We start from the raw sequence: 24,481 nt of genomic DNA on the forward strand, positions 1-24,481 counted from the left end.
TTTTTCTCCTTTTTATTTTAAAGCACGAGTGCCTAAATTTCCATAACGGTGGAAAGATATACTTAAAGCTTTTTCATTATGATATAAAAGCAACTCAAAACGCCCATTCATTAAAGGCTTAGCATTGGCAATGATTTTTGCACAACTTGCTGCTTTTATGAAAATTTCATCATTAACATCTAATGGAGCAAAATAACGAATTCTTTCATAATCAGCTATTTTGCTAATGAAATTTTCTTTACTTTCTTTAAGGAATAAAGTTTTTGAACTAATTTTTTGATTAATCTTTTGCACAAGATCTATTTTCTCATGCTCATCATAACTTAAAATAAGATCAATATTTAGCACACTGGCTGCTAAAATAACCCCTAAAATATCTTTTAAACTATCATCTTTATGTACTCTATAAGCGATATTTTTAACCTTTGTATAAGAGAAAATATTATCCTCGCCTCTTATATTGACATAATCTTTTGCACTTGCAAATTCATGTTTTGCATGATAAGCATAGCTTCTTGCCATAGCTTTAATGACTTCAAAATCAGCTTTATCTTTTTCATTTAAATCCAAGCTTAAAGCATTTAAATTTGATACTAATTCATTGTCTAAAACATTTTGATCAGCTTGACTTTGCTCTATATCTAAAAATTGAGTGATGTAATTATAAATTCCAACTTTTCTACCAAAACCAATGGCTGATTTTTTAATACCACCAAAAGGTTGTCTAAGAACTATAGCTCCTGTTGTTGGTTTATTGATGTAAATATTTCCTGCCTCTATGTGAGTGTGGAAGTATTTCCATTCTCTCTCATCTAAACTTTCAAATCCTGCTGTAAGTCCATAACCTGTAGAATTTACTATATCAATAGCTTCTTTTAAATCTTTTGCTTTCATTACAGTTAAAATTGGTGCAAAAAGCTCATTCATGTGTGTAAAATCACCTTTTTTTGTACCATATTTAATCCCTGGAGTTAAAAGATAAGGATTATCATCTACAAATTTAGGTTTTAAAGCCCAACTTTCATATGGAGCTAACTCATCTAATGCTTTTTGCAGTTTTACATCTGGTTTATCTGCTAAAGCTCCAAGTTTATTTTTAAATACAAATGGATTTCCAACCGCCATAGAACTAGCAGCATCTACCAAGGTCTTTTTAAATTCCTCATCTTCATAAACTTCTTCTTCCAAAACAAGTAAAGAAGTAGCAGAGCATTTTTGACCTGAATTTGAAAATGCTGAATGAATGATATTTTTAATCGCACTATCACGATCAGCAAATTTAGAAACAATAGTTGCATTTTTACCGCCTGTTTCAGCACTTAAAAGTAAGGTTGGATTAGCTTTGAGCATTGCATAAGCAGTTTCTTCTCCACCGGTTAATACTGAAAATTTCACACTTTGATCAACAAGCAAGTATTTTGATATATCACTACCTTTAGCAGGTAAGAAAATCAAAGCATCTTTTGGAATTCCCGCATCCCAAAAGCATTTACAAAGCATATAACCTGTTAGCATGGATAAAGATGATGGCTTATATATTACTTTATTACCTGCAGCCAAAGGTGCTGCTATGGTTCCTACTGAAATACCTACTGGAAAATTCCATGGTGCAATTACCACACCTATGCCTTTTGCTTTAAAAGTAGTATTTGGATTTTGCTCTTTTAGTTTTTCCAAAGAATGTGGGTAAAATTCTAAAAAGTCTATAGCCTCACTAACTTCAGGATCAATCTCTAAGAAAGTTTTTCCTACTTCTAAAGCTGCTATACCTATTAAATCTCCTCTACGATCTCTAACAAGTTGAGCAGTTTTTGCTAAAATTTTATAAATTTCATCATGACTTAAATCACTAAAATTTGAGCTCTTAGCTACATCTAAAGCATATTTAATCTCTTTTTGGCCTGCTAAATGTGCTTTACCTATAGTGCGATTTTTGATTTTATCTTTAACTTCTATTACTTGTAAATTTTCGTTTTTAATTTCTTCTTTTGCAACCGGATACACATCATAATTTTCTAAATTTTCATATTTAGTTCTTATATTTTTAGCCCATTCTCTATTTGCTTTTAAGATAAAATCTGTATCAGGTTCGTTTTTAAATTCTTTACTCTCATAAGAACTAATAGCCTTTGTTTCATTATTTCTATCTTGAGTTCTATGGGTAGAATTATCCAAACTAGCAACGCCTTCTAAAGATTTTATAAATAATTCTTTTTGCATTTGCCAATTTTTATCATTAATTTTAAGGTTGAAAAAATATCTCATGAAATTATCTTCACTAGTATTTTCATCAAGTCTTCTTACTAAGTAAGCAATGGCATTATTAAAATGCGCTTCATCACACACCGGTGCATAAAGTATAAGATCATGCATTTTAGAAAGCTCATAAGAGCATTGCAAGCTCATACCTTCAAGCATTTCAAAAGTAAAAGATGATAAAGCTCCTGCTTGTGAAATTCTAGTATAAGCATAAGCAATTTCAAATAAATTGTGACTCGCAATACCTACATTAATATATTTATAATTATCGCCTTCTAAGACAAAATCAAGCATTTTCTTATAATTACTATCTGTGTCAATTTTTTTATAAAAAGTAGGTAGAGCCCAACCTCTTTGCGAAGCTATAGTTTCTTCACTTTCCATATTCGCTCCTTTAACAAAGCGAATTTTTATAGGCTTCATACCTTTTAAAACTCTTTCTTTTGAAAAAGCAAAAAGTTTTTTCAAATATTCATAAGAATCAGGAAGATAAGCTTGTAAAACGATACCTGCTTTAATATTATACTTTGCAATACTTTCCATAAAAGCTTCAACGGTTAATTCTAAATCTCTAAATTCCTCCATATCAAGATTGATAAATTTAGACACACCTTGCTTTTTTTCTTCTTCTAAAGCAAGAGCATATAATTTATCCAATCTTTTTACCACTTCATCTTTAGAGTATTCAAAATCAATGATATTAATTTGAGAAAAAATGGTAGTGATTTTAATTGAAATATAAGTAATATAGCTTGTTTTTAATGCTTCTTCATATTTTTTTACTCTATAAGCACTCTCAGCCTCACCCAAAACCTCTTCACCAATTAAATTTACATTTAAGGTAATTTTATCTTCATCTTTTCTTTTACGCATATGAGGCTCTAAAACACTAGGATTTGCATCTAAAACCATAGCTTTAGTATCTTCTCTTAAATGCTTAATGAAAAATGGCACACTAAGAGTTGGTGCAAATTTTCCAAAATTTAAAAATGAAAAAAGCAAAAATTTTTCAAAAGCACTAAAAAAATCTGCTATACCATATTTGTTTAAAGTATGCTCTATAAGCTCAAAACTCGCACTTTTATCTTTACATCTAAAAGAGCGATCTAAAAGTTCAATCAACATCACTTTATTTTTAGGATTGTTTAAAAGTTTTTGCATTTTGGCGTGAAATTCTTTTTCACTTTGAGAGATATTACTTTCTATTTTTCTTTGTAATTCTTCAGCTAATTGCAAAGCTTTTTGTATCATTTCTTCCTCCATTTAGTAATTAATATCTTTTATGATACAAAAATAGCCACAAAAATCAACATATATTTATTTATAATTTATTTTTTTATGTAAAAAAGTAACAAATATAAACATATATTTTTAATTGTAAATAAAATATTAGCGTAATAATAAATAATTATGAGTATTTCTTACACATCTAGCAATAATCTTTGCCTCTATATTGTAATCTTTCAAAATTTTCAAAGCCTCATTTGCATCTTTTTCACTCATTGCAGCTAAAAGTCCACCTGAAGTTTGAGGATCAAAATACACTATATCCTCATCTTTTTCATTTAAATTATCAACCCAAATTTTTAGGCTATCTTTATTTTTATAAGCTCCTGCTGGGATTATCCCCATATTAGCCATTGGCAAAACTCCATCCATTAAAGGAATTTCATTTTTATACACTTCTATCATAATCTCTTCATTTAACATTTCTTTTAAATGCCCCAAAAGGCCAAAACCAGTAACATCACTTAAAGCACTAAGACTTTTAAACCCCTTTAAAATACGACTTGCGTAAAGATTTAAAAAACTCATTTGCTCTATTGCTTTTAAAATCTTTGCTTTTTCTAGCAAACCAGCCTTGATAGCAGTACTAATAATGCCACTACCTATAGGCTTAGTAAGTAAAATAACATCACCATCTTTTGCACTATTATTAGCTATAAATTTCTTAGGATGAACTACACCTGTCACACTAAGACCAAAAATAAATTCATCATTTTCTATAGTATGGCCACCTACTAGCACAGCACCAGCTTCTTCAACCTTAGCTCTAGCACCTTCTAAAACTTCAAGTAAAATTTCATTGTTAAAATGACAAGTATCAAAGCCTACAATATTTAAGGCATTAATCACCTCAGCACCCATAGCAAATACATCACTTAAAGCATTGGCAGCAGCTATAGCACCAAAATGATACGTACTATCAACCACAGGTGTGATAAAATCAAGTGTTTGCACTAAAGCTAAATCTTCATTTAGCTTATAAACACTTGCATCTTCGTTATTATCAATACCACTTAAAATGTTTTCATGCGGTTTTAAAATGCCAAGAATTTTGTCAAGACCCGCCGAGTCTAGTTTGGCAGCTCAACCCGCAGCTTTTACATATTGAGTTAGTTTTTGGTCTTTATATATCATAAAGAAATAATCTTTGCCTTTCCAAAAAGTTCATTTAAAATTTCATAAGCATTACCTATTTTGCCTATTTTAAGCTCTTTAGTTTTACCAAAAAATTCCAAACATGTCCCACAACTATAAATTTCAACCCCTAAATTTTCAAGCTCTTTCATAGCTTCAAAAGCCATATGAGAACAATCAGTATTCATTAAAACACTATCATTAACGCAAAGGATTTTTACAGGTTTATTAGGTAAATCTTTTAAGGTTTTTAAAAAACCTAGCATTAGATTTTTCCCAAGCTCCCCTTCACCTACTTTATCGCTTTTTAAAAACAACACATTATATTCTTGCAAATTTTGTTCTTGAATTTGAACTATATCACCATCTTTTATAATACTAATAATACTTTCATCATTTACATCTTTCACACTAAAGTTCAAATTTAAAGATTTTAAAAACCTCATTACATTTTCTTTAGAAGCTTGAGAATTTAAAAGAATTTCTAAATTTTCATTTTCTTTTAACTCTTCTAAAGCCTTTTTTGTCTCTATCACAGGACGCGGACAAGCTAAATCTCTACAATCAATTTTCATTTTTTACCTTTTTTACTTAATGATATATTTTTATAACTTGTATTCAAATTAAGTTTTATCTTTTTCTTGATTTTTCTTGAAAAATAATTCTTTAAAGCGCTTATTAGTGTATTCTTCTACATCTTGTTGTAAAATTTTAAAATTTTGAATTAGCTCATAAGCTCTAGGAGTAAGCTTACTACCAGCTTCACTTCCTCTTCCTTTTTTAGCAATGAGCAATTCTTCTTTCATATTTTTTTCTAAATCCTGTATATAAAGCCAAGCTTTTTTATAATTAATCCCTAGTTGTTTAGCCGCTTGGGAAATACTTCCGCATTCTCCAACTAATTCTAAAATATCTGTTTTCCCTTTACCAAAAAGTAATTCTCCATCAGGATTTTCTACCCAAATTTTGCTTTTTATATGAAATTTTTTACCTTTTTTTTCTTCAAAACAACCGAGTTCGCAGTATTTAACATCAATTTTATAAGTTTTAAGCGTAGCTCTCATATCAGCCATATTAAAGTTTTTAGCACATTCTAAAGCATCTTTACATGATATGCGACGCTTAGAATCTAGTTTTGTTTCTAATTTTTCTAAAATTTCACTTTTTGCTATATTTTTATTTAACTTTCCAAATTGACCTAACTCGCAATCTGAAATTTTTACGCCTAATTCTTTTATACTAGCTTGAAAATCTTCTTTGGAGTATTGTTTTAAAAGCTCTAGTGCTTTTTTACAAGTAAGTTTATTATTTTCATCAAGATTTTTTTGAATTTTTAAATTTAATTCTTCCATGAATTAACCTTGGATTATAAGTAGTAAAAAAGGGTGCCTGTAAACACCCTTTGGGTTATTTTGCATCAAGTCCTAAATTTTGGCCCTTAAGCAAAACTCTTTTTCTATACATTGCACTAACTTCAGCCGCATCACCAACCAAAAGTGCATTTGTAGAACAAACCGCAGCACACATAGGCACTTTACCTTCTGCGATACGATTTTGTCCATAAAGTTCTCTTTCTTCATGAGAGTTAGTAGGTTCAGGACCACCTGCACACATAGTACATTTATCCATTTGACCTTTAATACCAAAAGCACCATCTCTTGGAAATTGTGGAGCACCAAAAGGACATGCATAAAGACAATACCCACAACCTATACAAGTTTTTTTATCATGTAAAACAATACCATCAGCTCTAATATAAAAGCATTTTACAGGACAAACTTGCTCACATGGAGCATCTGTGCAGTGTTGGCAGGCAAGAGTTGTTGAAAACTCTTTTCCTTCTATGCCTTCATTTAAAGTGATTACCTTTCTTCTATTAATCCCCACTGGCACTTCGTGCGCACTTGAACAAGCCACTTGACAAGCAAAGCAAGAAATACAGCGATTATTATCTACATAAAATTTCATTCTAGCCATAACTTACCCCTTAAGCCTTTTCAAGTCTGCAAAGTCCTGCATTAAATTCAGAAATTTGCGTATTTATATCAAAACCATAGTTAGTAACCGTGTTAGAACTTTCACCTATAGTATAAGGTCTAGTGCCTTCAGGATAATTATAACTTAAATCCACTCCTTGCATAATACCCGCAAAGTTATAAGGCAAGCAAATTCTATCCGGTGTAACAGAATGATTATGCACACATTTTACTTTAATCTTAGTGCCTTGCGGTGAATGAATCCACATCATATCTCCATCATTTATACCATATTTTAAGGCAAGTTCAGGGTGAACATTAGCAAACATTTCAGGTGTGATTGCAGCAAGATATTTACTAGTTCTCTCAAGCATACCTGCACCACTTAAATTTACTAAACGCATACTTGAAATGATAGTCGGAAACTCTTTGCTCCAATCTTTCTTTTGTTGCTCGCTGATAAATTTACTCTCAACTCTGAAGTTTTTCTCTTGATCGCCCCAAGTAGGATATTTTTTAACCAAATCCCAACGAGGTGAGTGAATAGGCTCTCTATGTAACGGAATAGGATCTGCAAATTCCCAAACTTTCATTCTAGCTCTTGCATTACCCAAACAGCAAGCACTCTTTTCTCTACATTTTTCTAAAATAATACCTGAAATATCTGTACTCCAGCTAGCACCCATTAATTCTTTTTCGCTATCACTTAGTTTGATATTAAATACTTTTTCAATATTTGCCTTAGTGATTTGTGGGTAACCACCTTTAACTTTACATCCTTTTGGAGTAAAGGCATCATCCGCTAATTGAGAATGTCCTTCATGCTCCAAACCAAAGCGGTTTCTAAAGCCCATACCGCCTTCTTCATAAGGCACATCAGTATTCCATAATATAGAAGTTCCCGGATGTTGTTCATCCCAACAAGGCCAAGGTAAGCCATAGTATTCGCCTTTAACTTCACCACCAAGACCTCTTTGAGTATCAGGATCAAAATGTTCCCAATTTTGTTGGTGTTTTCTTAAGCGTTCAGCTGAAATACCTCTTAAGCCTATACTTAAAAGACCATTACTCATTTCTCTTGTAGCATCATCAGGCCATATAAAATTATCATCATTATCATCTCTTGTTTGTACAAGCTTATGATCTTTCAATTCCATTTTCATACCGCGAGTGTATTCTTTATAAAAGCCGAATTTTTTAGCAAAAGCAAACATAATCTCTTGATCTTCTTTGCTTTCATAAATTGGTTTTACTACTTGAGAACGCCATTGCATAGCACGATTAGTCGCAGTGACATAACCTTCTGTTTCAAATTGAGTACAAGCAGGGATAATATAAATACCATCAGAACGATCTGCTAAAACTGCTACTTCATTTACAAAAGGTTCAGCGATTACAATCATATCAAGTTTTTTAAGCGCTTCTTGAATTTTTACCGTATGCGCCATAGAAGTAATACCCGTTCCTTGCACCCAAAGCACACGGATAGGTGAGTTAGAATAAGTTTTTTCTTCATGTAAAACGCCTTGCCACCATTTTGCTAGTGAAAAACCTTTTTCATGCATCCATTCTTTAGAATAAAATCTTGAATTTAAATATTCTCTATCTACATTCCAAAAATTAGCAAAATGATTCCACGCATTATCATCAAGCCCATAATAAGCTGGTAAAGTATCAGCCAAACAGCCCATATCAGTAGCACCTTGAACATTATCATGACCTCTAATGATGTTTGTTCCTGCACCTGGTTTGCCTATATTACCAAGAACGAGTTGTAAGATAGCTAGAATTCTTGTGTTGGAGCTACCTACCGAGTGTTGAGTAATACCTAAAGCCCAAAATAGCGTAGCAGGTTTGATTGTAGCTAGCATTCTTGTAATTTTTTCAAGTTGAGCAGCTGGAACGCCTGTTACATCTTCTACAACTTCAGGAGTCCATTTAGCAGCCTCTGCTTTTATTTCTTCAACACCATAAGTTCTAGTTTTGATTAATTCTTTATCTTCCCAACCGTTTTTGAAGATCAAATGAAGCATACCATAAACTAAAGCTATATCTGTGCCTGGACGAATTCTTACATATTCATCAGCATGTACTGCAGTTTTTGTAAATACAGGATCTACAACTACTAATTTAGCATTATTACGATCTTTTGCTTGTAATAAGTGTTTAAATCCGATAGGATTTGCCACAGCAGTATTTGCACCAAAAATAATCATCATTTTTGAGTGTTTAGTCACATCACCAAAATGATTTGTCATAGCGCCATAACCCCATGTATTCGCCACACCGGCGACTGTTGCGCTGTGTCAAATTCTAGCAACGTGGTCTATATTGTTAGTACCCCAAAATGCTGCAAATTTTCTAAAATAATAAGCTTGTTGGTTATTAAATTTAGCCGAACCTAAAAACATAACACTATCAGGTCCATTTTCTTTACGGATTTCAAGCATTTTATCGCCAATTTCATTGATAGCTTGCTCCCAAGTTAAACGTACCCATTTGCCATTTTCTTTTTTCATAGGATATTTAATACGCTGCTTTGATTTAGTAAGATCGATTTGATCTATCCCTTTACAGCAGTGTGATCCTTGAGAAATAGGATGTTCTATAGCGTTTTCTTGACGCACCCAAACTCCATCTTGTACTTCCGCTTTAATTCCACAGCCTGCACTACAGATACTACAGATTGTTCTAACAATCTTAGAATCTGGATAAGGATTTGCTACTTCTTGTTCACTTGCAGCTCTAATAGCTTTGTTTTCACTACCAAAAGCCGCACTTCCAAGACCAGCAATACCAGCAAGCTTAAGAAAATTTCTTCTTGCTAATGCCATCTTCTTCCTTTCTTAATTAATAAGCTATTTTGTAGTATTTTTCCCAATGCATAGTTTTTCTATAAAGCACTTCTTTTTTAGTACTTTTTCCTAAAACTACGGTATTTTGCTCTTGGTAATCATCTTTAGCTAAAGCATTTACACTTGCCCCAGCTACTACCCCTAAAGCACCAATTTTCAAAGATTTTTTTAAAAAATCCCTTCTTTGATTGGCCTCCATGTTCTCTCCTTTGAAATAAAAGTAAAGAATAACTATAAATACTTATTTTCAAAGTATTTATACACTTAACAAGATAAATTTTGCATATTTTCACTTAAGATTTTATTTAATTTCTATTTTCATAAAAAGATGATTTTGATAATATGTATTTTGGTAACAAAATACATATTAATTTTTATAATTTACTAAGTTCTTCTATATTTGTTTTGCTAAATTTAGTAGGAAGTCTTGGCTCATAAGGAAGTCTTTGTAAAGCCTCATCTGCTACACTTTTACCTTCTTTTTTTATAGGTGCTTGTACTTCCAAATAAGCTCTTTCATTTGCAAAAAAGACTTTCATAATATTGGCAATAGCAATGTAAAAATTTGAGTTTTTGTGGATTTGTAATTTTTCTATAAACTCATCTATTACAGGGTTTATCACAAAACGAAATAATTGCTGTGCAACTTTTAAATCATACTCAATAATACTTGCCATAAAAGCAAACAAAAAGCCAAATTCATCTTCACTTTGCCTGCAATCTTCTTTTTTTCTAAATTTGGTTTTTCTAATGATTTCACAGGCTTGAAGCTTCATTTTGCCATCATCCCTACCCTCATCATAAAAAGAAGCACTAATAGGCACATTCACATAAGAAAAATCAAAAAACACTCCATTTTGTTCTTCTTTAAAACTTACAAAATCACATACACTAAGTTTTTCAAAATCAAATTTTAAACTATCATCTAAAGGACTTTGAGCTAAAACTAAAACTTGCTCATGCCAAATTTTAAACTCATTTTCATCGATAAAATTAAAAGCTTTTGAAAAAAATTCATAAAAATATTTACGCGAAAGATCAATATCTTGTATCATTAATTTTCCTTGTTATTTTTATTTGATTATAACAAGGAAAATTTAAAAAAATCAAGTGAGATTTTAAAATTTTGTTTTAGAATCATAAGTAAACGATGGATTGATTTGTTTTTTATCGCTTAGTTCTTTATACCAATAAGAATGTAAAATATAAACTTCCTCTTCTTCTTTATAACCACTAATCATAGAGTGGATACTTCCTTTAATAGCAAATACGGCCATATAAATATGAATAGCAAAAAATACTGCACATAAAATACCCAAAATATTATGGATGATAGCTGAAGCTCTTAAAATATCTATATGAGAAATGCCAAAAATAGATTGCAAAGAAGTAGAATTAAAATCAAGGAAAAACATAAACGCACCAGTGATTATCATCAAAAAGCCACCAAAAACAGCTATATAATACCAAGATTTTTGACCAAAATTAAACTTACCCGCAGGCACAGGTTTTTTCTCTTTACTTAAATATCCACCTACTATCATCATCCATCTTAAATCATAACTTGCAGGAAGCATTCTTTTAATCCAACACAAAAGCATAGGAATGATAGAAATGATAAATAAAATAGTAGCAATACCATGTAAGTTTTTACACATTCTTACAAAAAATCCACCACCAAAGTATGATCCAAAAATCATAATAAGTCCGGTTGGCACAAGGATAATCCAAGAGATTGCTGCTACAAAATGAAACAATCTTTCAAATACCGAAAAAGCATAAATTTTCTTACCATCATGAGAAAATTTCTTTGGACCTATGACCATATAATGCAATGCAAAAGCTGAAATTACCACTATAAGTATAATCAAAACAGCACTTGCAATATATTCACCTTGTAGTTTAGTCCACAAAGCACCAAAATTTTGATAACTTTCTATATTCATCACTCTTTGTACATCCCAAATTTGAGTATTTTTAACTTCAAAATTTTCTTGAGCAAATAGAAAGTTAAAACAGGCTAAAAGAGCTAGTATAACCCTATGCATAAATTACTCCTAAACATTACACGCTAACCAAAGCTTAGCGTTGTAGTTTTGTTAATTTTCAGTTTCCATTTTTATTTTAAAAAAAGTTTTATTTAAAAAACATAAATTTGCAAAAAACTACAAAAAAACTCAATTTTTAGTTTCTTTTTGAATAATTTTCATAGCCAAATTCTCTTACCATAGATAAATTTTCATTCTTATCCAAGAACATTAAATTTGGAAGTCTTACTCCATTAAAAGTGGTGTTTTTAACTATGGAATAATGAATTTGATCTAAAAATACTATTTTTTGCCCTATTTTTAATTCTTGATTAAAAGCATACTCGCCCATGATATCTCCTGCTAGGCAAGTATTACCACCAAGTAAATAAGCAAATTCATTTTCTTTTAACTCGCTATATTTTTCCCCATCACGACTTGATAAAATTCTAGCATTTAAAACCTCGCTTGTATAAGGCATAATGATAGTATCTGGCATATGAGCTTCGCTTGAAGTATCTAAAATAGCTATTTTTTTCTCATTTTCTACTATATCTATCACACTTGCAACTAAAGTCCCACACTGCCAACCCACAGCCTCACCTGGCTCAAGATACACTTGCACCCCGTATTTATCGCTAAATTTTTTACAAAGATCAATTAGTTTTTGCGTGTCATAACCTTCTTTTGTGATATGATGACCCCCACCAAAATTAACCCATTTCATATTTTTAATAAATTTTGAAAATTTAGCTTCAAAAGCATTTAACACAAGCTCTAAAGAATGCGCACTTTCTTCACATAAAGCATGAAAATGAAGCCCACTTAAAGCGCTAAAATCTTCATTTTCAAAATCAATCGCACGAATTCCTAGTCTTGAAAATCTGCCACAAGGATTATAAAGTTCTTTTGGAGCCACTGAAAGCTCTGGATTACAACGCAAACCAAGAGACTTTTTACTTGCTTTGTCTTTAAATTTTTTAAACTGATTAAAAGAATTAAATACTATATGGTGTGAAAGATCTATGATTTCATCTATTTCATCATCTTTAAAAGCAGGTGAAAAAGTATGAATTTCTTTGTTCATATATTCTTTTGCAAATTTAGCTTCCCAAAGCCCGCTGCAAGTACAGCCTGATAGATACTCACCCACTATATCCATAGCACCTGAAAAAGCAAAACCCTTTAGAGCAAGCAAGACTTTTGCTCCACTTTGCTCACTCACTTTAGCCAAAAGCTCACAATTTTTTCTAAGCTTGTCTTCTTCTAAAATATAAGCAGGAGTTTGAAAGTCTTTATCTAAATGATTTTTAATTAGCATTATTTGTCCTTAATTTTTTGATTTAAAACCACTTGTATAACAAACCATATTAAAATTATATCTTGTTTTTATAATTTACAATCATTAATCAAACAATAGCTATAATCAAAATCCAAATCAAAATTAATTTAGGAGTAAAAATTTAATGGATAGAAGGTTATTTTTAAAATTTAATGCTTTAGGTTTAGCAAGTATTAGCAGCGCTTATGCAATGGGGGATCATTCTCATCATAATATGCACTCAAAACATACACAAAAAGATACAAAAGAAATCGATACTTCTTTTATCAAACTAAAAAATCCAAACATTAAACTACTCGATGAAAAAGACTTTCCTAGCGGACAAACATTAGCAAATTTAAAACTTCTAAAAAACACAAGTACAAAGAAAAATTTCTTTAGATCAAGTATAGAAATCAAAGAAAGTCAAATAGAGCTTGTTAAAGGTAAAAAAACAAAATGCTTTACTTACAATGGCTCTATACCTGGACCTAAAATAGAAGTTTATGAAGGTGATACTGTAGAAATTTTGGTAAAAAATAGTTTAAAAGAGCCAACTACTATCCACTGGCATGGACTTGACATACCACCTGAGCAAGATGGCAACCCACACGATCCTATCATGCCTGGTAGAGAAAGAATTTATCGCTTTAAACTTGGAGAAAATTCAGCAGGAACCTACTGGTATCATCCACACCCACACTACACCACAGCAAAGCAAGTTTATAAAGGCTTAGCAGGGGTATTTGTAGTAAAAGCCAAAAAAGACGCGTTATCGCACTTACAAGAGCAAGATTGGGTGATTAGTGATTTGCGTTTAGATGAAAATGCACAAATTCCTGATAATAATTTATTTGACTGGCTCAATGGCAGAGAAGGAAATTTAGTTCTTATCAATGGACAATTAAAACCAAAAATAACACTTGACAAAGCTCAAAGAATTCGTATTTATAATTTTTGTGCGGCAAGATATTTAAATTTACGCATTAAAGGTGCTAAATTTATTTTAGTAGGAACTGATGGAGGACTTATAGAAAAAGGTGTTGAATTAGATGAGTTATTTTTAAGTCCTGCTTCAAGAGTAGAAGTATTAATCAAAGCAAGTAAGGGTGAATTTAAACTTGAAAGTACTTATTATGACCGCGATAAAATGCTTGTTAAAGAAGAACCTTACACTCTTATGTTAGCTGATCTTAAAGTAGAAAAAACTATAGAAAACATACCGGAAAAATTACGCGAATTTCCACCTTTAAAAGAAGCTACAAGCTTTAAAGAAGTGATTATGAGTGAAGATCATATGCAAATGCATGGTATTAGTAAAAAAAGTGAAGAAGAAATCAAAAAAAGCCTTGCCTCTATGTTTTTAATCAATGGTAAAACATTTGATATGAATAGAACGGATTTAACCTCAAAATTAAATGAGGTAGAAGAATGGGTAGTAAAAAACAAATCGCATATGGATCATCCTTTCCATATACATGGAACACAATTTGAACTCATATCTTCTAAATTTAAGGGTAAAATAACAAAAGCAAAATTCAGAGCATTGCAAGATACGATTAATGTAAGACCTGGAGAAGAATTAAGACTTAGAATGAGTCAAAAATTTACCGGTATTAGAATGTTTCACTGCCATATTTTAGAGCATGAAGATCTTGGAATGATGGGAATTTTAGAAATAAAAGAATAAAGGTAAAAAAAATGGTAAAAGTCGAATTTCTAGGGCCAATTAACAAAGAAAGCTTAGAACTAAACGTAAGCAATCTTAAAGAATTAAAAGCAATTTTAGGGCAAGATGAAAGCTTAAAAGAATGGCTTGAGCTTTGTGCAGTTGCTTTAAATGATGAAATGGTTTTTGATGATGAAACCACCTTAAAAGATGGGGATAAAATATGCTTATTACCACCGGTTTGTGGAGGATGAGTTATGTTTGAATTACACCAAGGAGCCTTAGAAATTCCTAGCATTTATGCTAGATGGTATGAATATGCTAAAGATAAAAACTGCGGAGCTTTGATCACATTTTGCGGTATAGTGAGGGCCGAAGATGAGATTGAAGCTTTGAGTTTTGATATATATGAGCCTTTATTAAAAACTTGGTTTGAAAAGTGGTGCCAAAAACTTGCAAATGAAAATGTAAGCTTGATGTTTGCTCACTCTATCGGCGAGGTTAAGGTGCATGAGAGTTCTTATTTTGCTGGGGTTTTAAGTAAGCAAAGAAAATTAGGACTTAAGCTGATTAATGATTTTGTAGAAGATTTTAAAGCAAGTGCACCTATATGGAAATATGATATCATTAATGGCGAAAAAATTTATGCCAAAGAACGCTCTTTGAAACTTCAAGGAGCAGGAATTTTAAGCACTAAGGACTAAAATGCTAACTTCTTATAGCCAAAGTTTAGACATACTTCATTCACACATACAAGCATATGAAAAGATAGAAAACATCGCCTTAACACAGTGCTTAGATAGAATTTTAGCCATAGACATCAAAGCTTCTACCAATAACCCTCAATTTCCCACAGCTTCTATGGATGGCTATGCGATCAAATTTAGCGAGCAAGATGAGCCTTTGTCTATCATAGGTGAAGTGCCTGCGGGAGTTTTTCCAAGCTTTAAAATACAAAATAAAGAATGTGTTAAAACCTTTACAGGTTCTTTGATGAGTGAGGGTTGTGATACCTTAGTGCCTGTGGAAAAAGTAGAAGTTAAAAACAACATGGTTTATATAAAAGAAAAAGTTCCACAAGGCTTTGCTGTAAGAAAGGTGGGCGAGAGCTACACTAAAGGTGAAATTTTACTCACAAAAGGCACAAAGCTAGGCTATAGCGAGATAGCACTTTTAGCCGAGCTTGGATATTTTCACATTAGTGTTTTTGCTAAACCTATCATAGGCGTGCTAAGTAGCGGAAGTGAAATCAAAGACTTAGGCGAAAGCTTAGAACATCCTGCACAAATTCGCTCATCAAACCATGTAGCCATAGCTAATATGGCAAAAAAACTTGGTGCTGAAGCTAGAATTTTTCCACTTTTAAAAGATGATATGCAAAAAACTCCAAGTGCTTTAAAACAAGCACTTAATGCGTGTGATATTTTAGTTACCACTGGTGGAGTTTCCATGGGGGATTTTGACTTTTTAAAGCAAGCTGTTAAAGAGTACGAAGTCATCCTAGACAAAGTCGATGTAAAGCCTGGTAAACACATCAAAATTGCCAAATTTGAAGATAAATTCATCTTTGCTCTACCGGGTTTTCCATACTCGGCTATGGTGATGTTTAATTTATATGTAAGAGAACTTTTAAATGCTTGGCTTTTACAAGAAAAAGACTATGTATTTAAAACATTTGCAAATACTGACTATAAGAAAAAAAGTTCGCATTTAGAATTTGTAGCTTGTAATGTAGAATTTAAAGATGGAAAAATTTATGCCAATTTAAAAGGCAAAAAACAAGGCTCAAGTGCTATCATCAACAACCTTAACCACAAAGCTGCACTTATGATAGCAAATGATGATATAAAAGAAAATGATTTAGTGGATATTGTTTTAATGCCTTAAACAAGTGCTTTTTGAATTTTTTCAAAAAGCATTTTTGCTTGTTTTTGATTTTGCTCTAACTCGCTTAAAATTTCCTCTATTTCACGCAAAGTTTTTTCTTCTTTTGTATTTGGATTTTTAGCACTTAAATCATAATTTCTTTCTTCAAGTTCTTTTTTACTTACCAAATAAGAATTAGCCGTGATTTTTCTTTCTTTATAACATTTTAAAAATTCTTGCAAATGCGTGTATTCTAAAGGTTTATTTTTAGTCAATTTAAAAGGTGGTACAAGCTCATAGTAATACACACTTTCATCATTTTCACCACAAATGCTTTTTTGCCCTTTAGAGAAAAAAAGCACATTAGTTTTTACCGCACTATAAGGTAAAAATATCCCACTTGGCAAGCTTAAAACACATTCAAGATTAAAATTTTCTAGCAAGTCTTTTTTTACACTCACAAAGGCATTTGAATTTTGAAAAAGCACTCCTTCAGGCACTACTATGGCACATCTTCCATTGTTTTTCAAAGACTTTAAAATATGTTGTAAAAACAAAAGCTCAGTAGCGTTTGATTTTACAGGAAAGTTATTTTGAATTTGATCTTTTTCTTTACCACCAAAAGGAGGATTTGCCAAAATCACTTCGTATTTTTCATTTTCAGTTATGTCTGTGATTTTTTTATTTAGAGTATTGGTTTTGATGATATTTGGGGACTTAACCTCATGTAAAATCATATTCATCACACCCATTGCATAACTAAGTGGAGTTTTTTCTTTACCGAACAAGGCATCATTTTGTAAAAATTCAAGTTCCTCCACACTCAAATTTGCTTTTTTCTTTTTTGCCCTATCTTCATAGAGAATATGCAAAAAACTCTCTACTAAAAATCCACAACTCCCACACGCAGGATCGTAAATTCTCTCTTTTGCTTTAGGGTCTAGCACCTCCACCATAGCTCTAACCAAAGGTCTTGGGGTATAAAACTCCCCGCTATTTCCCCCATCACTTCCCATGTCTTTTAAAAGCTTCTCATAAACCTCACCCAAAGCAAATACATCACTTTCTTTGCTAAAACTTAGCTCATCAACTAAATTTATAACCTCTCTTAAAGTATGGCCATTAGCTATGCGGTTGTCTATAAATTCAAAAATTCCGCCTATCTTATACTCTATACTTTTGAAATTTTCATTATCTTTGAAACTTTTTAGGTATGGAAAAAGCTCATCATTCACAAAGCTTAGCAAATCACTTCCACTTAAAGCGTTTTTTACATCAAGCTTTCCTTCACTTGTTTTAGGTGCTGCCCAAGCCCTCCAACTAAATTTTTCTTGCAAAATAGCCCTATAAGGCTTTTCATCTAGCTCAGCTTCTAGCTTTAACTCTTCTTCATAATCATCTAAAAATTTCAAAAAAAGCACCCAGCTAATCTGCTCACTATAATGCATAGCACCACTTATGCCATCATCTCTTCTTAGAATATCTGTGATTTTATCGATTTTACTTTGCATTTAAAAAATTCCCTTTCTAAAAAGTCTTAAAAGTTCTATATTAATATAATAATTATTTCTACCCATTTTAATGCACTCTAGCACCCCTAAATTTTCACAAATTTTAAGGTATTTTGAGGCACTTTGCCTAGAAATATCTAATTTATTTATCAAAAAGTCTATCTTTGTATAAGGATGAGAAAACAAAAGCTCCACAAAGTCTTTGCTGTAAAAATTCGTTTTATTTTGCAAAATTTCACCTACATTAGACATCATTTTTTCTATTATAGTAATGGTTTTTATCGTTTTTATAGCAGTTTGCTCTACACCTTTGAGTATATATTCTATCCATTCTAAAATTGCACCTTCATCACGTACTTTTTGTAAAAGATTGTAATACTCTTCTTTGTTATTTACTATATAAGCGCTTAAATACAAGATAGGCAAATCAAGCAAGCCTTTATAAACTAAATAAAGTATATTGATAATCCTGCCTGTTCTACCATTACCATCGTAAAATGGATGTATGCTTTCAAACTGATAATGAATGATTGCCATTTTTACCAAAAAATCAAGTTCATCTAAAGTATCATCGTTGATGTATCGCTCCAAATTTCCCATAAGTTCTTGTATATCACTAGGATTTTGCGGGGGTGTGTGTTTGATTTCTCCTGTGGTAGGATTTATCAGCGTAGTTCCGCTTTGTTTTCTAAAACCTGCATTATTTCTTTCTAGTCTTTTTTGAATTTCTAAAATATGTGCATTTCTTAATAATTGCTCTTTTTTTAAAAGCTCATATCCTTTTTTTAAAGCATTTTCATAGTCTTTTACTTCTTTTACCGCTCTTGTAAGTTTACTTTCATCGATTTGAGATAAAAAAAGTTCATCGTGAGTGGTAATAATATTTTCTATCTCGCTAGAATCTTTAGCTTCTTGCAAGATCAAAGCATTGATTAATATATTTGGATTAGGCATGCTTTTGCTAAATCCATTTAACTCCGCTAATTTTCTCGAAGCCCTAATGATGAGACCATAAATATTTGCATTTAATTCTATATCTAAAGGAAGTTTTGGTGGTATGAATTCTTTCATAATTTTTCCATATGTTAAAATTTTTTTAAAATTTTTAACATTATAAAAAAATATGTTAAAAAAATCAAAAATTTTTAACATATCTAGTCTTTATGTTAAAATTTGATAAAAATTTTAACATTTATAATCTTCCTTGAAAAGCTTTATCTAGCAAGGACTTTTTAAGCTCTTGTAGATTTTTTATCTGTGCTTGATAGTTTTGCTTTAAATTTTTTACATGAGAAGAAAGCTCATCTAAATGCGAAGCGATTTGCTCTTGTTCTTTGAGTGGGGGTAGTGGGATTTGTAGAGATTTGATAAAGTCTACTGATACACCCTTGACAGTAGCACCTATACCGTTTTCTATTAAAAAATCTTTGTTTTTCTTAAAAAAATAAAATAAATATTTTTTATTCAGTGATTTGTGTGGTAATATTCCCTTTAAGTCTTGATTAATAGCTAAAGTGTCTTTTACTAAACAAACTTTCCCTAATCCAACCCTAGTTGCAATTAATATAAAATCCTGATTAATAATATTTGTAGAACTATTGTCTAAGCCTAAGTTTGTAATACGAAATTCTGTATCTTCAATAGTTTCTGTATTCATGTCTCTTACAGTAGCCCATTTAATCGTTCCATTTTCCCAATATTGTTTTATTTGTTTCGATGGAGTGCCGCCACCTATAATTTCGCAAATCTCCCCTAAGCTTTTCCATTCCCAACCTTGCGGGAGTTTGTAGTTTTCCTTAGTATTATCCTTTAAAGGGTTAAAAGCTTTTTGCAAGGCACTTTGCATTAACTCATCTAAATTTAGTAAATTCTGCTCTAAGATTTTTATACTCTCATCTATCTTTGCAAAACTTTCATCTAAAATCCCCACTATCCTTTCTTGCTCTTTGAGCGGCGGCAACGGAATTTGAAATTTCTCTAAATCTACAAACCTTAAATTATTTATGTTAGAACCTTTAGAAATATTGAAAATATAATTTTTATAAGAATCGCTTCTTAAATAATAAGCTATAAATTTATGGCAAATATTTAGATTGATAATTCTAAATAATCCACAAAAAGCCCCAAAAGTAAAATCATTTAAATTGTTTAAAAGTATATTTTTGCCTACAATATGTTTACTACCGCTACTCATTGCAAATAATATATCATTGTTTTGAATAATCTTATCAACTACTAATTCTTTGGGAATGATTTGTAGTTCATCTAAATTCAATTCATTTTGAATATTATTTGCTCTTAACAAATAAACAGATTTTTCATTCTTTGTGGATAATAGTTGCTCTTTTTTGTAAGAAACGCCCCTTATAAAAAAACCTATCTCACCAAGCTTTTTAACTTCCCAACCCTGCGGTAATTTTATCATTATTTTTTTACCTTGCTTTTCAAAAAATTAAACATCGTTACTATATCTTCTGAAATTTCTTCTTTTGGAATACTAAAAATAACTTGTCTCATTTTGTTTATATCATCTCCATTATCATCACTATACAATCCTTGAATAATATCCTTGCAATCTAATTCTTTTAAAGAATTAATATTATCCAAGTTATCATCTTTTTTTATATGATCATTTTTAGCTAGATTATCATTATTTATCAAATTTAAAACATTGTATTTTTCTAGCATAGTATATGAGAGTAAATAATTTTCTATTTCTCTTCTTTTCCAGACTCTCAAATAAAAACAATTTGCATAATCATTAAGACTTTTTAGGAGTGATTTTAAGCCAGATGGTTTTAATTCGTTATCTATTGAACTTAATATATAATTATCCTTATCACATATTATAAAAATATTTTTACTATTAAAATGTTTATTTTCTAATATTTTAATATAATCCTTACACCATTCAAGTTTTTTATTTCCAATAGTATCAGTATTTCTACTATATCCAGAAGGACACTTAAAAGGTTGTATTTGATTTAATATTTTCAAATCATCTTCATTATCAATTTTAATTTCACATAACATTTTAAAAATCTCCCAATCATTCAAATCATCTATCAAAACAATATTTTCACATTTTGATGCTATTTGATATTGATACATTTTATTTGATGTGAAATTATCTAGCCTTTTGCATAATTCATTAAAAATATCTTTACTTTGTAATTTTCCATTGTCAACCAAATAAATATCTTCTATATTTTTTCTCACAATACTTTCTGTAATATGTGATGTAGATATACAATAACCTTTAATGTCTTCCAATCGACTCCATAATTTTTCAATATTTTTATAATGTACATGTGAATCAATCTCATCAAATAAAAAAAGAGTATTTTCTTTATCGAAAATATCTAAAATAGCATAAATAGCTAAAAGCTGATACTCGCCATCACTTAAATCATCAAATTTAAGGTCGTTATCCAAAGTAAGTGTTACTGTGTTTATATCAATATTTCTATCATTTTGAGTTGCATTACTTAAAAAAGTAAAAATTTCAGAGCTATCTTTGCCAAAAATTTCATTAGCTTGATTTATGGAAAAATTTATACCTCGCTTTATTATAGGATAAGGTTCACTATTGAAATCTTCATAGTAATGTTGATCAAATTTTTTTTCAGCTATCTTCTCTAGTATTTTATAATCTATAGTATCTCTTATAATTCTTTTTACAACGCCTTTTGCTTCTTGCATCAATTCAATTTCAAGTCTTCGAATATAATCAGATAGAATTCTGAATTTAAAATATAAACTTATATTCTCAATATTTATATTTTTTTCCATTAAAAAGCTTTTTACCAAAGAGTCTTGCTTTGTAGAGATGGAAAAAAATACTAATAAAATTATCCAATTTTTATCAAAATAAAAAGAATGAACAACTTTTCGATTATTATCGTAGTTCTTTTTATTTCGCATCTTTTCTTTTTTATGTTTTTTAAAAATTTCAGTAAATTTTTCATTTTGTCCAGAAGAAAAACAAATCACATTAAAATTGTCATCTTGTATATATTTTTCAAAAATAGATTCTAGAATTCTTGACTTCCCACAACCATTTTCACCAACTAGCAAAATATTTGCACTATTTTCCAAATCTATATGCTGCGAAACTATACCTTTATACTCACCTATTTCTATTCTTTTATCCTGCATAAATCTCCCTTTGTAAATCATCAATGCATTGTTTTAAATTTTCCATACCTTCAAATTCACTCACTAGCTCTTTTACGCTACCTAAAGAGCTAAGATCTATAAGTGTTTTTAACCCACTATCAAAGTCTTTTATACCATACTCTTGATACCTATCTAGTAAAAACTCGACAAGCTTTAAGGCTTTTTCTTTTTGGAAGCGTTTTAAAAATGCACTATTTTTTACATTTAGTACGCGTTCATGGCGTGTTTTGATCTCGCTGTTAAAGCTTAAGTGTGCTAGCACATCATACACATCGCAGTCTTTTTGCTCAAAAATCACTGTCAATTCTTCCAAAACCTGCTCGCTTATGCGGTCTTTTTCAAGTTTTTGTAAAAATTCTTTCCTGCTTGCTTGGTTACTCCAAATCTCGCGTAACCTTGTCTCATCGTTATAAAATTCTGCTAGCTTTCCTACTAAAAATTCCAAAAATTCTTTTGTGCTAAGTGGCTTGTCGCTATCTCCTATGTAGCTTGTCGTTATATCAAGCACTTTTAGTTTTGTGCCTTTTAAATGCACAGTGACTTCTTTTTGCTTGGTTGCTTCTTTATGGTTGCTTTGCTCTCTTTTGTTTTGTATAGTTTTTACCTCGGTTTTTTCTTCATCTTTGATCTGCTCGCCATCCCATTTAGGATCATAAAAAAGTCTTGTTACTCCGGTAAAATCTAGTATAGTAAAAAAGTCTTTTCCCTCATACACCCTAGTGCCTCTTCCGATGATTTGCTTAAATTCTATGATAGAACCTATATTTGCCAAAAGCACTATGTTGCGGACATTTCTAGCATCTACTCCTGTGGTTAGCATTTTAGAACTAGTGAGTATTACAGGATAGCTTTTGTCATTATCTTGAAACTGCTTTAAGTATTCAAGCCCTATTTTACCCTCATCACTTGTAACCCTCACGCAGTAGTCATCTCTTTTTACACTTTTAAATTTATCAATGGCTCTTTTTACTTCACTTGCATGAGCTTGGTTAACACAAAAGATGATGGTTTTGTCCATAGGGTTGATGAGCTTTAAAATTTCTTTAGCTAGAAAATCGTTGTATTGAGGTAAGTGAATATTTCTTTCAAATTCATTGATCTTATAAAAGCCTTTTTCTAACTCACCTTCTATGATATCATCAGGGTTATACACATAGCCTTCACTAAGCGTAGTCGTAACACGCTTAACTTTATAAGGAGTTAAAAAGCCATCTTCTATGCCATCTTTAAGACTATACTCATACACACTCCCACCAAAATATCTATAAGTATCTACATTATCGCTTTTTTTAGGTGTAGCAGTAAGCCCTAAATGCGTAGCCGATGAAAAGTACTCTAGCACCCCTACCCAGCTACCTTCTTCATTCGCTCCACCTCTGTGGCATTCATCGATGATGATAAGATCAAAAAAGTCTTTGGGGTATTGTAAGTAGAATTTGCTTTCTTGTTCTTCATTAGCATTTTCTTGTTCTTTTGAATTTGAAGCTAGACTTTGATAAATTCCAAAAAACACATTTGCACTTGTAGGCACTCTGCCATTATTTTTTCTCAACTCTTGCGCACTCACTGCCACGCAATCGCCCTCTATAGGATTAAACTCTCCTAAAGCTTGATCTCTTAAACTCACTCTATCACATAAAAATAATATCTTAGGTTTTTTGTCTTGATTTGTTTTATTCCACCTAGCTTCAAGCAAACGATAACACAAAGCAAAAGCTATGGTGGTTTTACCTGTACCTGTAGCAAGAGTGAGTAAAATTCTATTTTTACCGTTGATCAAAGCTTCTATGACTTTATCAACTGCGATCTTTTGATAATATCTTAATTCTTTTTGGGGTATGTATAATTCTCGCTGCGATAAAAGCTTGTGTTGCCATTCTTTTAAATTTCCATAAATCCTAGCAAAAAGCTCACTTGGAGTTGGAAATTTTTCTATGTACTCACCGCTTGAAGTTTTTAAGTTGTATTCGTAAATTTTATCGCCATTAGTGCTATATACAAATGCTACGTTTAAAATTCTGGCATATTCTATGCCTTGAGATAAGCCATCTAAAGGATCTTTGCTTTGTTTTTTAGCTTCTATGATAGCAAGATTATTGTTTTGAAATTTCAGCAAATAATCTGCAAATTTTCTTTCGCCTCTTTTATTTCCTATAAGCTTACGCCCATCAGTAAAATAATAATTTCTTATGATATTTTCTTCACTCCAAGAGCTAGCGTGAAGTTTTACATCTATGAGTTTAACTCTAGTATCATCTTCTGAAAAATGCTTAAGTTCCATGGCTTCCTTATGGATAAAAATTTAAATAATTATACCATAAAAATCAAACCAAAACCCACAAACTCACCTTGAGTATAGTATCTTACTTTATTTTCCCTATTGCAATAAAAACCTAG

At 31.1% G+C, this 24,481-nt stretch carries 19 protein-coding genes; 4 read left to right on the forward strand and 15 right to left on the reverse strand.

What is annotated here, in order from left to right:
• Nucleotides 1-12: 12 nt before the first annotated feature.
• The 10 genes from L8X27_RS02160 to nspC all read right to left on the reverse strand — a co-directional run bounded on the left by L8X27_RS02160 (nucleotide 13) and on the right by nspC (nucleotide 12,859).
• A complete protein-coding gene (locus L8X27_RS02160; RefSeq protein WP_263681002.1) occupies nucleotides 13-3,510 on the reverse strand; it encodes a bifunctional proline dehydrogenase/L-glutamate gamma-semialdehyde dehydrogenase in 3,498 nt (1,165 codons plus the stop codon).
• A 138-nt stretch (nucleotides 3,511-3,648) separates the two neighbouring features.
• A complete protein-coding gene (gene selD, locus L8X27_RS02165) occupies nucleotides 3,649-4,680 on the reverse strand; it encodes a selenide, water dikinase SelD (protein ID WP_263671013.1) in 1,032 nt (343 codons plus the stop codon).
• Entirely contained in the window at nucleotides 4,677-5,255 is a 579-nt protein-coding gene (gene yedF / locus L8X27_RS02170; RefSeq protein WP_263671014.1) for a sulfurtransferase-like selenium metabolism protein YedF, read from the reverse strand. The genes selD and yedF overlap by 4 nt, the downstream gene beginning before the upstream one ends.
• A gap of 48 nt (nucleotides 5,256-5,303) precedes the next feature.
• Complete coding sequence (locus tag L8X27_RS02175; protein ID WP_263671015.1) at nucleotides 5,304-6,032, reverse strand: winged helix-turn-helix domain-containing protein; 729 nt, start codon at nucleotides 6,030-6,032, stop codon at nucleotides 5,304-5,306.
• 55 nt (nucleotides 6,033-6,087) lie between these two features.
• Complete coding sequence (fdh3B, locus tag L8X27_RS02180; protein ID WP_133319414.1) at nucleotides 6,088-6,657, reverse strand: formate dehydrogenase FDH3 subunit beta; 570 nt, start codon at nucleotides 6,655-6,657, stop codon at nucleotides 6,088-6,090.
• Nucleotides 6,658-6,667: 10 nt separating this feature from the next.
• Nucleotides 6,668-9,490, reverse strand: coding sequence for a formate dehydrogenase subunit alpha (locus tag L8X27_RS02185; protein WP_133319415.1), 2,823 nt, complete (start codon nucleotides 9,488-9,490; stop codon nucleotides 6,668-6,670).
• Nucleotides 9,491-9,506: 16 nt separating this feature from the next.
• A complete protein-coding gene (locus L8X27_RS02190) occupies nucleotides 9,507-9,710 on the reverse strand; it encodes a twin-arginine translocation signal domain-containing protein (protein WP_133319416.1) in 204 nt (67 codons plus the stop codon).
• A gap of 175 nt (nucleotides 9,711-9,885) precedes the next feature.
• Complete coding sequence (locus L8X27_RS02195) at nucleotides 9,886-10,566, reverse strand: molecular chaperone (protein ID WP_263671016.1); 681 nt, start codon at nucleotides 10,564-10,566, stop codon at nucleotides 9,886-9,888.
• A gap of 63 nt (nucleotides 10,567-10,629) precedes the next feature.
• Entirely contained in the window at nucleotides 10,630-11,559 is a 930-nt protein-coding gene (locus tag L8X27_RS02200) for a formate dehydrogenase subunit gamma (protein ID WP_039627999.1), read from the reverse strand.
• A 136-nt stretch (nucleotides 11,560-11,695) separates the two neighbouring features.
• A complete protein-coding gene (gene nspC, locus L8X27_RS02205) occupies nucleotides 11,696-12,859 on the reverse strand; it encodes a carboxynorspermidine decarboxylase (RefSeq protein WP_263671017.1) in 1,164 nt (387 codons plus the stop codon).
• Between the two features lie 145 nt (nucleotides 12,860-13,004).
• Here nspC and L8X27_RS02210 point away from each other — a divergent pair, with 145 nt between their 5' ends.
• From L8X27_RS02210 to L8X27_RS02225, 4 genes are read left to right on the forward strand one after another with little or no spacing between them, the layout of a single operon-like run.
• The gene (locus L8X27_RS02210) at nucleotides 13,005-14,549 is read left to right on the forward strand and encodes a multicopper oxidase family protein (protein ID WP_263671018.1); all 1,545 of its coding nucleotides are present in this window, start codon (nucleotides 13,005-13,007) and stop codon (nucleotides 14,547-14,549) included.
• Nucleotides 14,550-14,560: 11 nt separating this feature from the next.
• On the forward strand, nucleotides 14,561-14,782 hold the full coding sequence (locus L8X27_RS02215; RefSeq protein ID WP_039617593.1) for a molybdopterin synthase, small subunit: 222 nt from the start codon (nucleotides 14,561-14,563) through the stop codon (nucleotides 14,780-14,782).
• A 3-nt stretch (nucleotides 14,783-14,785) separates the two neighbouring features.
• Nucleotides 14,786-15,232 (forward strand): molybdopterin synthase catalytic subunit, encoded by a 447-nt coding sequence (locus tag L8X27_RS02220; RefSeq protein WP_039627992.1) that lies wholly within the window; start codon nucleotides 14,786-14,788, stop codon nucleotides 15,230-15,232.
• 1 nt (nucleotide 15,233) lies between these two features.
• The gene (locus tag L8X27_RS02225; RefSeq protein ID WP_263671019.1) at nucleotides 15,234-16,415 is read left to right on the forward strand and encodes a molybdopterin molybdotransferase MoeA; all 1,182 of its coding nucleotides are present in this window, start codon (nucleotides 15,234-15,236) and stop codon (nucleotides 16,413-16,415) included.
• On the opposite strand, the gene L8X27_RS02230 is transcribed toward L8X27_RS02225, so the two are convergent.
• From L8X27_RS02230 to hsdR, 5 genes are all read right to left on the reverse strand, one after another.
• A complete protein-coding gene (locus L8X27_RS02230; RefSeq protein ID WP_263671020.1) occupies nucleotides 16,412-17,905 on the reverse strand; it encodes a type I restriction-modification system subunit M in 1,494 nt (497 codons plus the stop codon). The genes L8X27_RS02225 and L8X27_RS02230 overlap by 4 nt on opposite strands.
• Nucleotides 17,906-18,976, reverse strand: a complete 1,071-nt coding sequence (locus tag L8X27_RS02235) for a Fic family protein (protein WP_133319425.1) — start codon at nucleotides 18,974-18,976, stop codon at nucleotides 17,906-17,908.
• 121 nt (nucleotides 18,977-19,097) lie between these two features.
• The gene (locus L8X27_RS02240) at nucleotides 19,098-20,330 is read right to left on the reverse strand and encodes a restriction endonuclease subunit S (protein WP_133319426.1); all 1,233 of its coding nucleotides are present in this window, start codon (nucleotides 20,328-20,330) and stop codon (nucleotides 19,098-19,100) included.
• Nucleotides 20,330-22,084 carry an AAA family ATPase gene (locus L8X27_RS02245; RefSeq protein ID WP_243705644.1) on the reverse strand — a complete coding sequence of 585 codons (1,755 nt, stop codon included), beginning with the start codon at nucleotides 22,082-22,084 and terminating at the stop codon, nucleotides 20,330-20,332. The genes L8X27_RS02240 and L8X27_RS02245 overlap by 1 nt, the downstream gene beginning before the upstream one ends.
• Nucleotides 22,053-24,365, reverse strand: a complete 2,313-nt coding sequence (gene hsdR / locus L8X27_RS02250; RefSeq protein ID WP_263671022.1) for an EcoAI/FtnUII family type I restriction enzme subunit R — start codon at nucleotides 24,363-24,365, stop codon at nucleotides 22,053-22,055. The genes L8X27_RS02245 and hsdR overlap by 32 nt, the downstream gene beginning before the upstream one ends.
• Nucleotides 24,366-24,481 lie beyond the last annotated feature (116 nt).

The organism is Campylobacter sp. CNRCH_2015_1657 (genome assembly GCF_025772685.1).
Lineage (GTDB): Bacteria > Campylobacterota > Campylobacteria > Campylobacterales > Campylobacteraceae > Campylobacter_D > Campylobacter_D lari_D.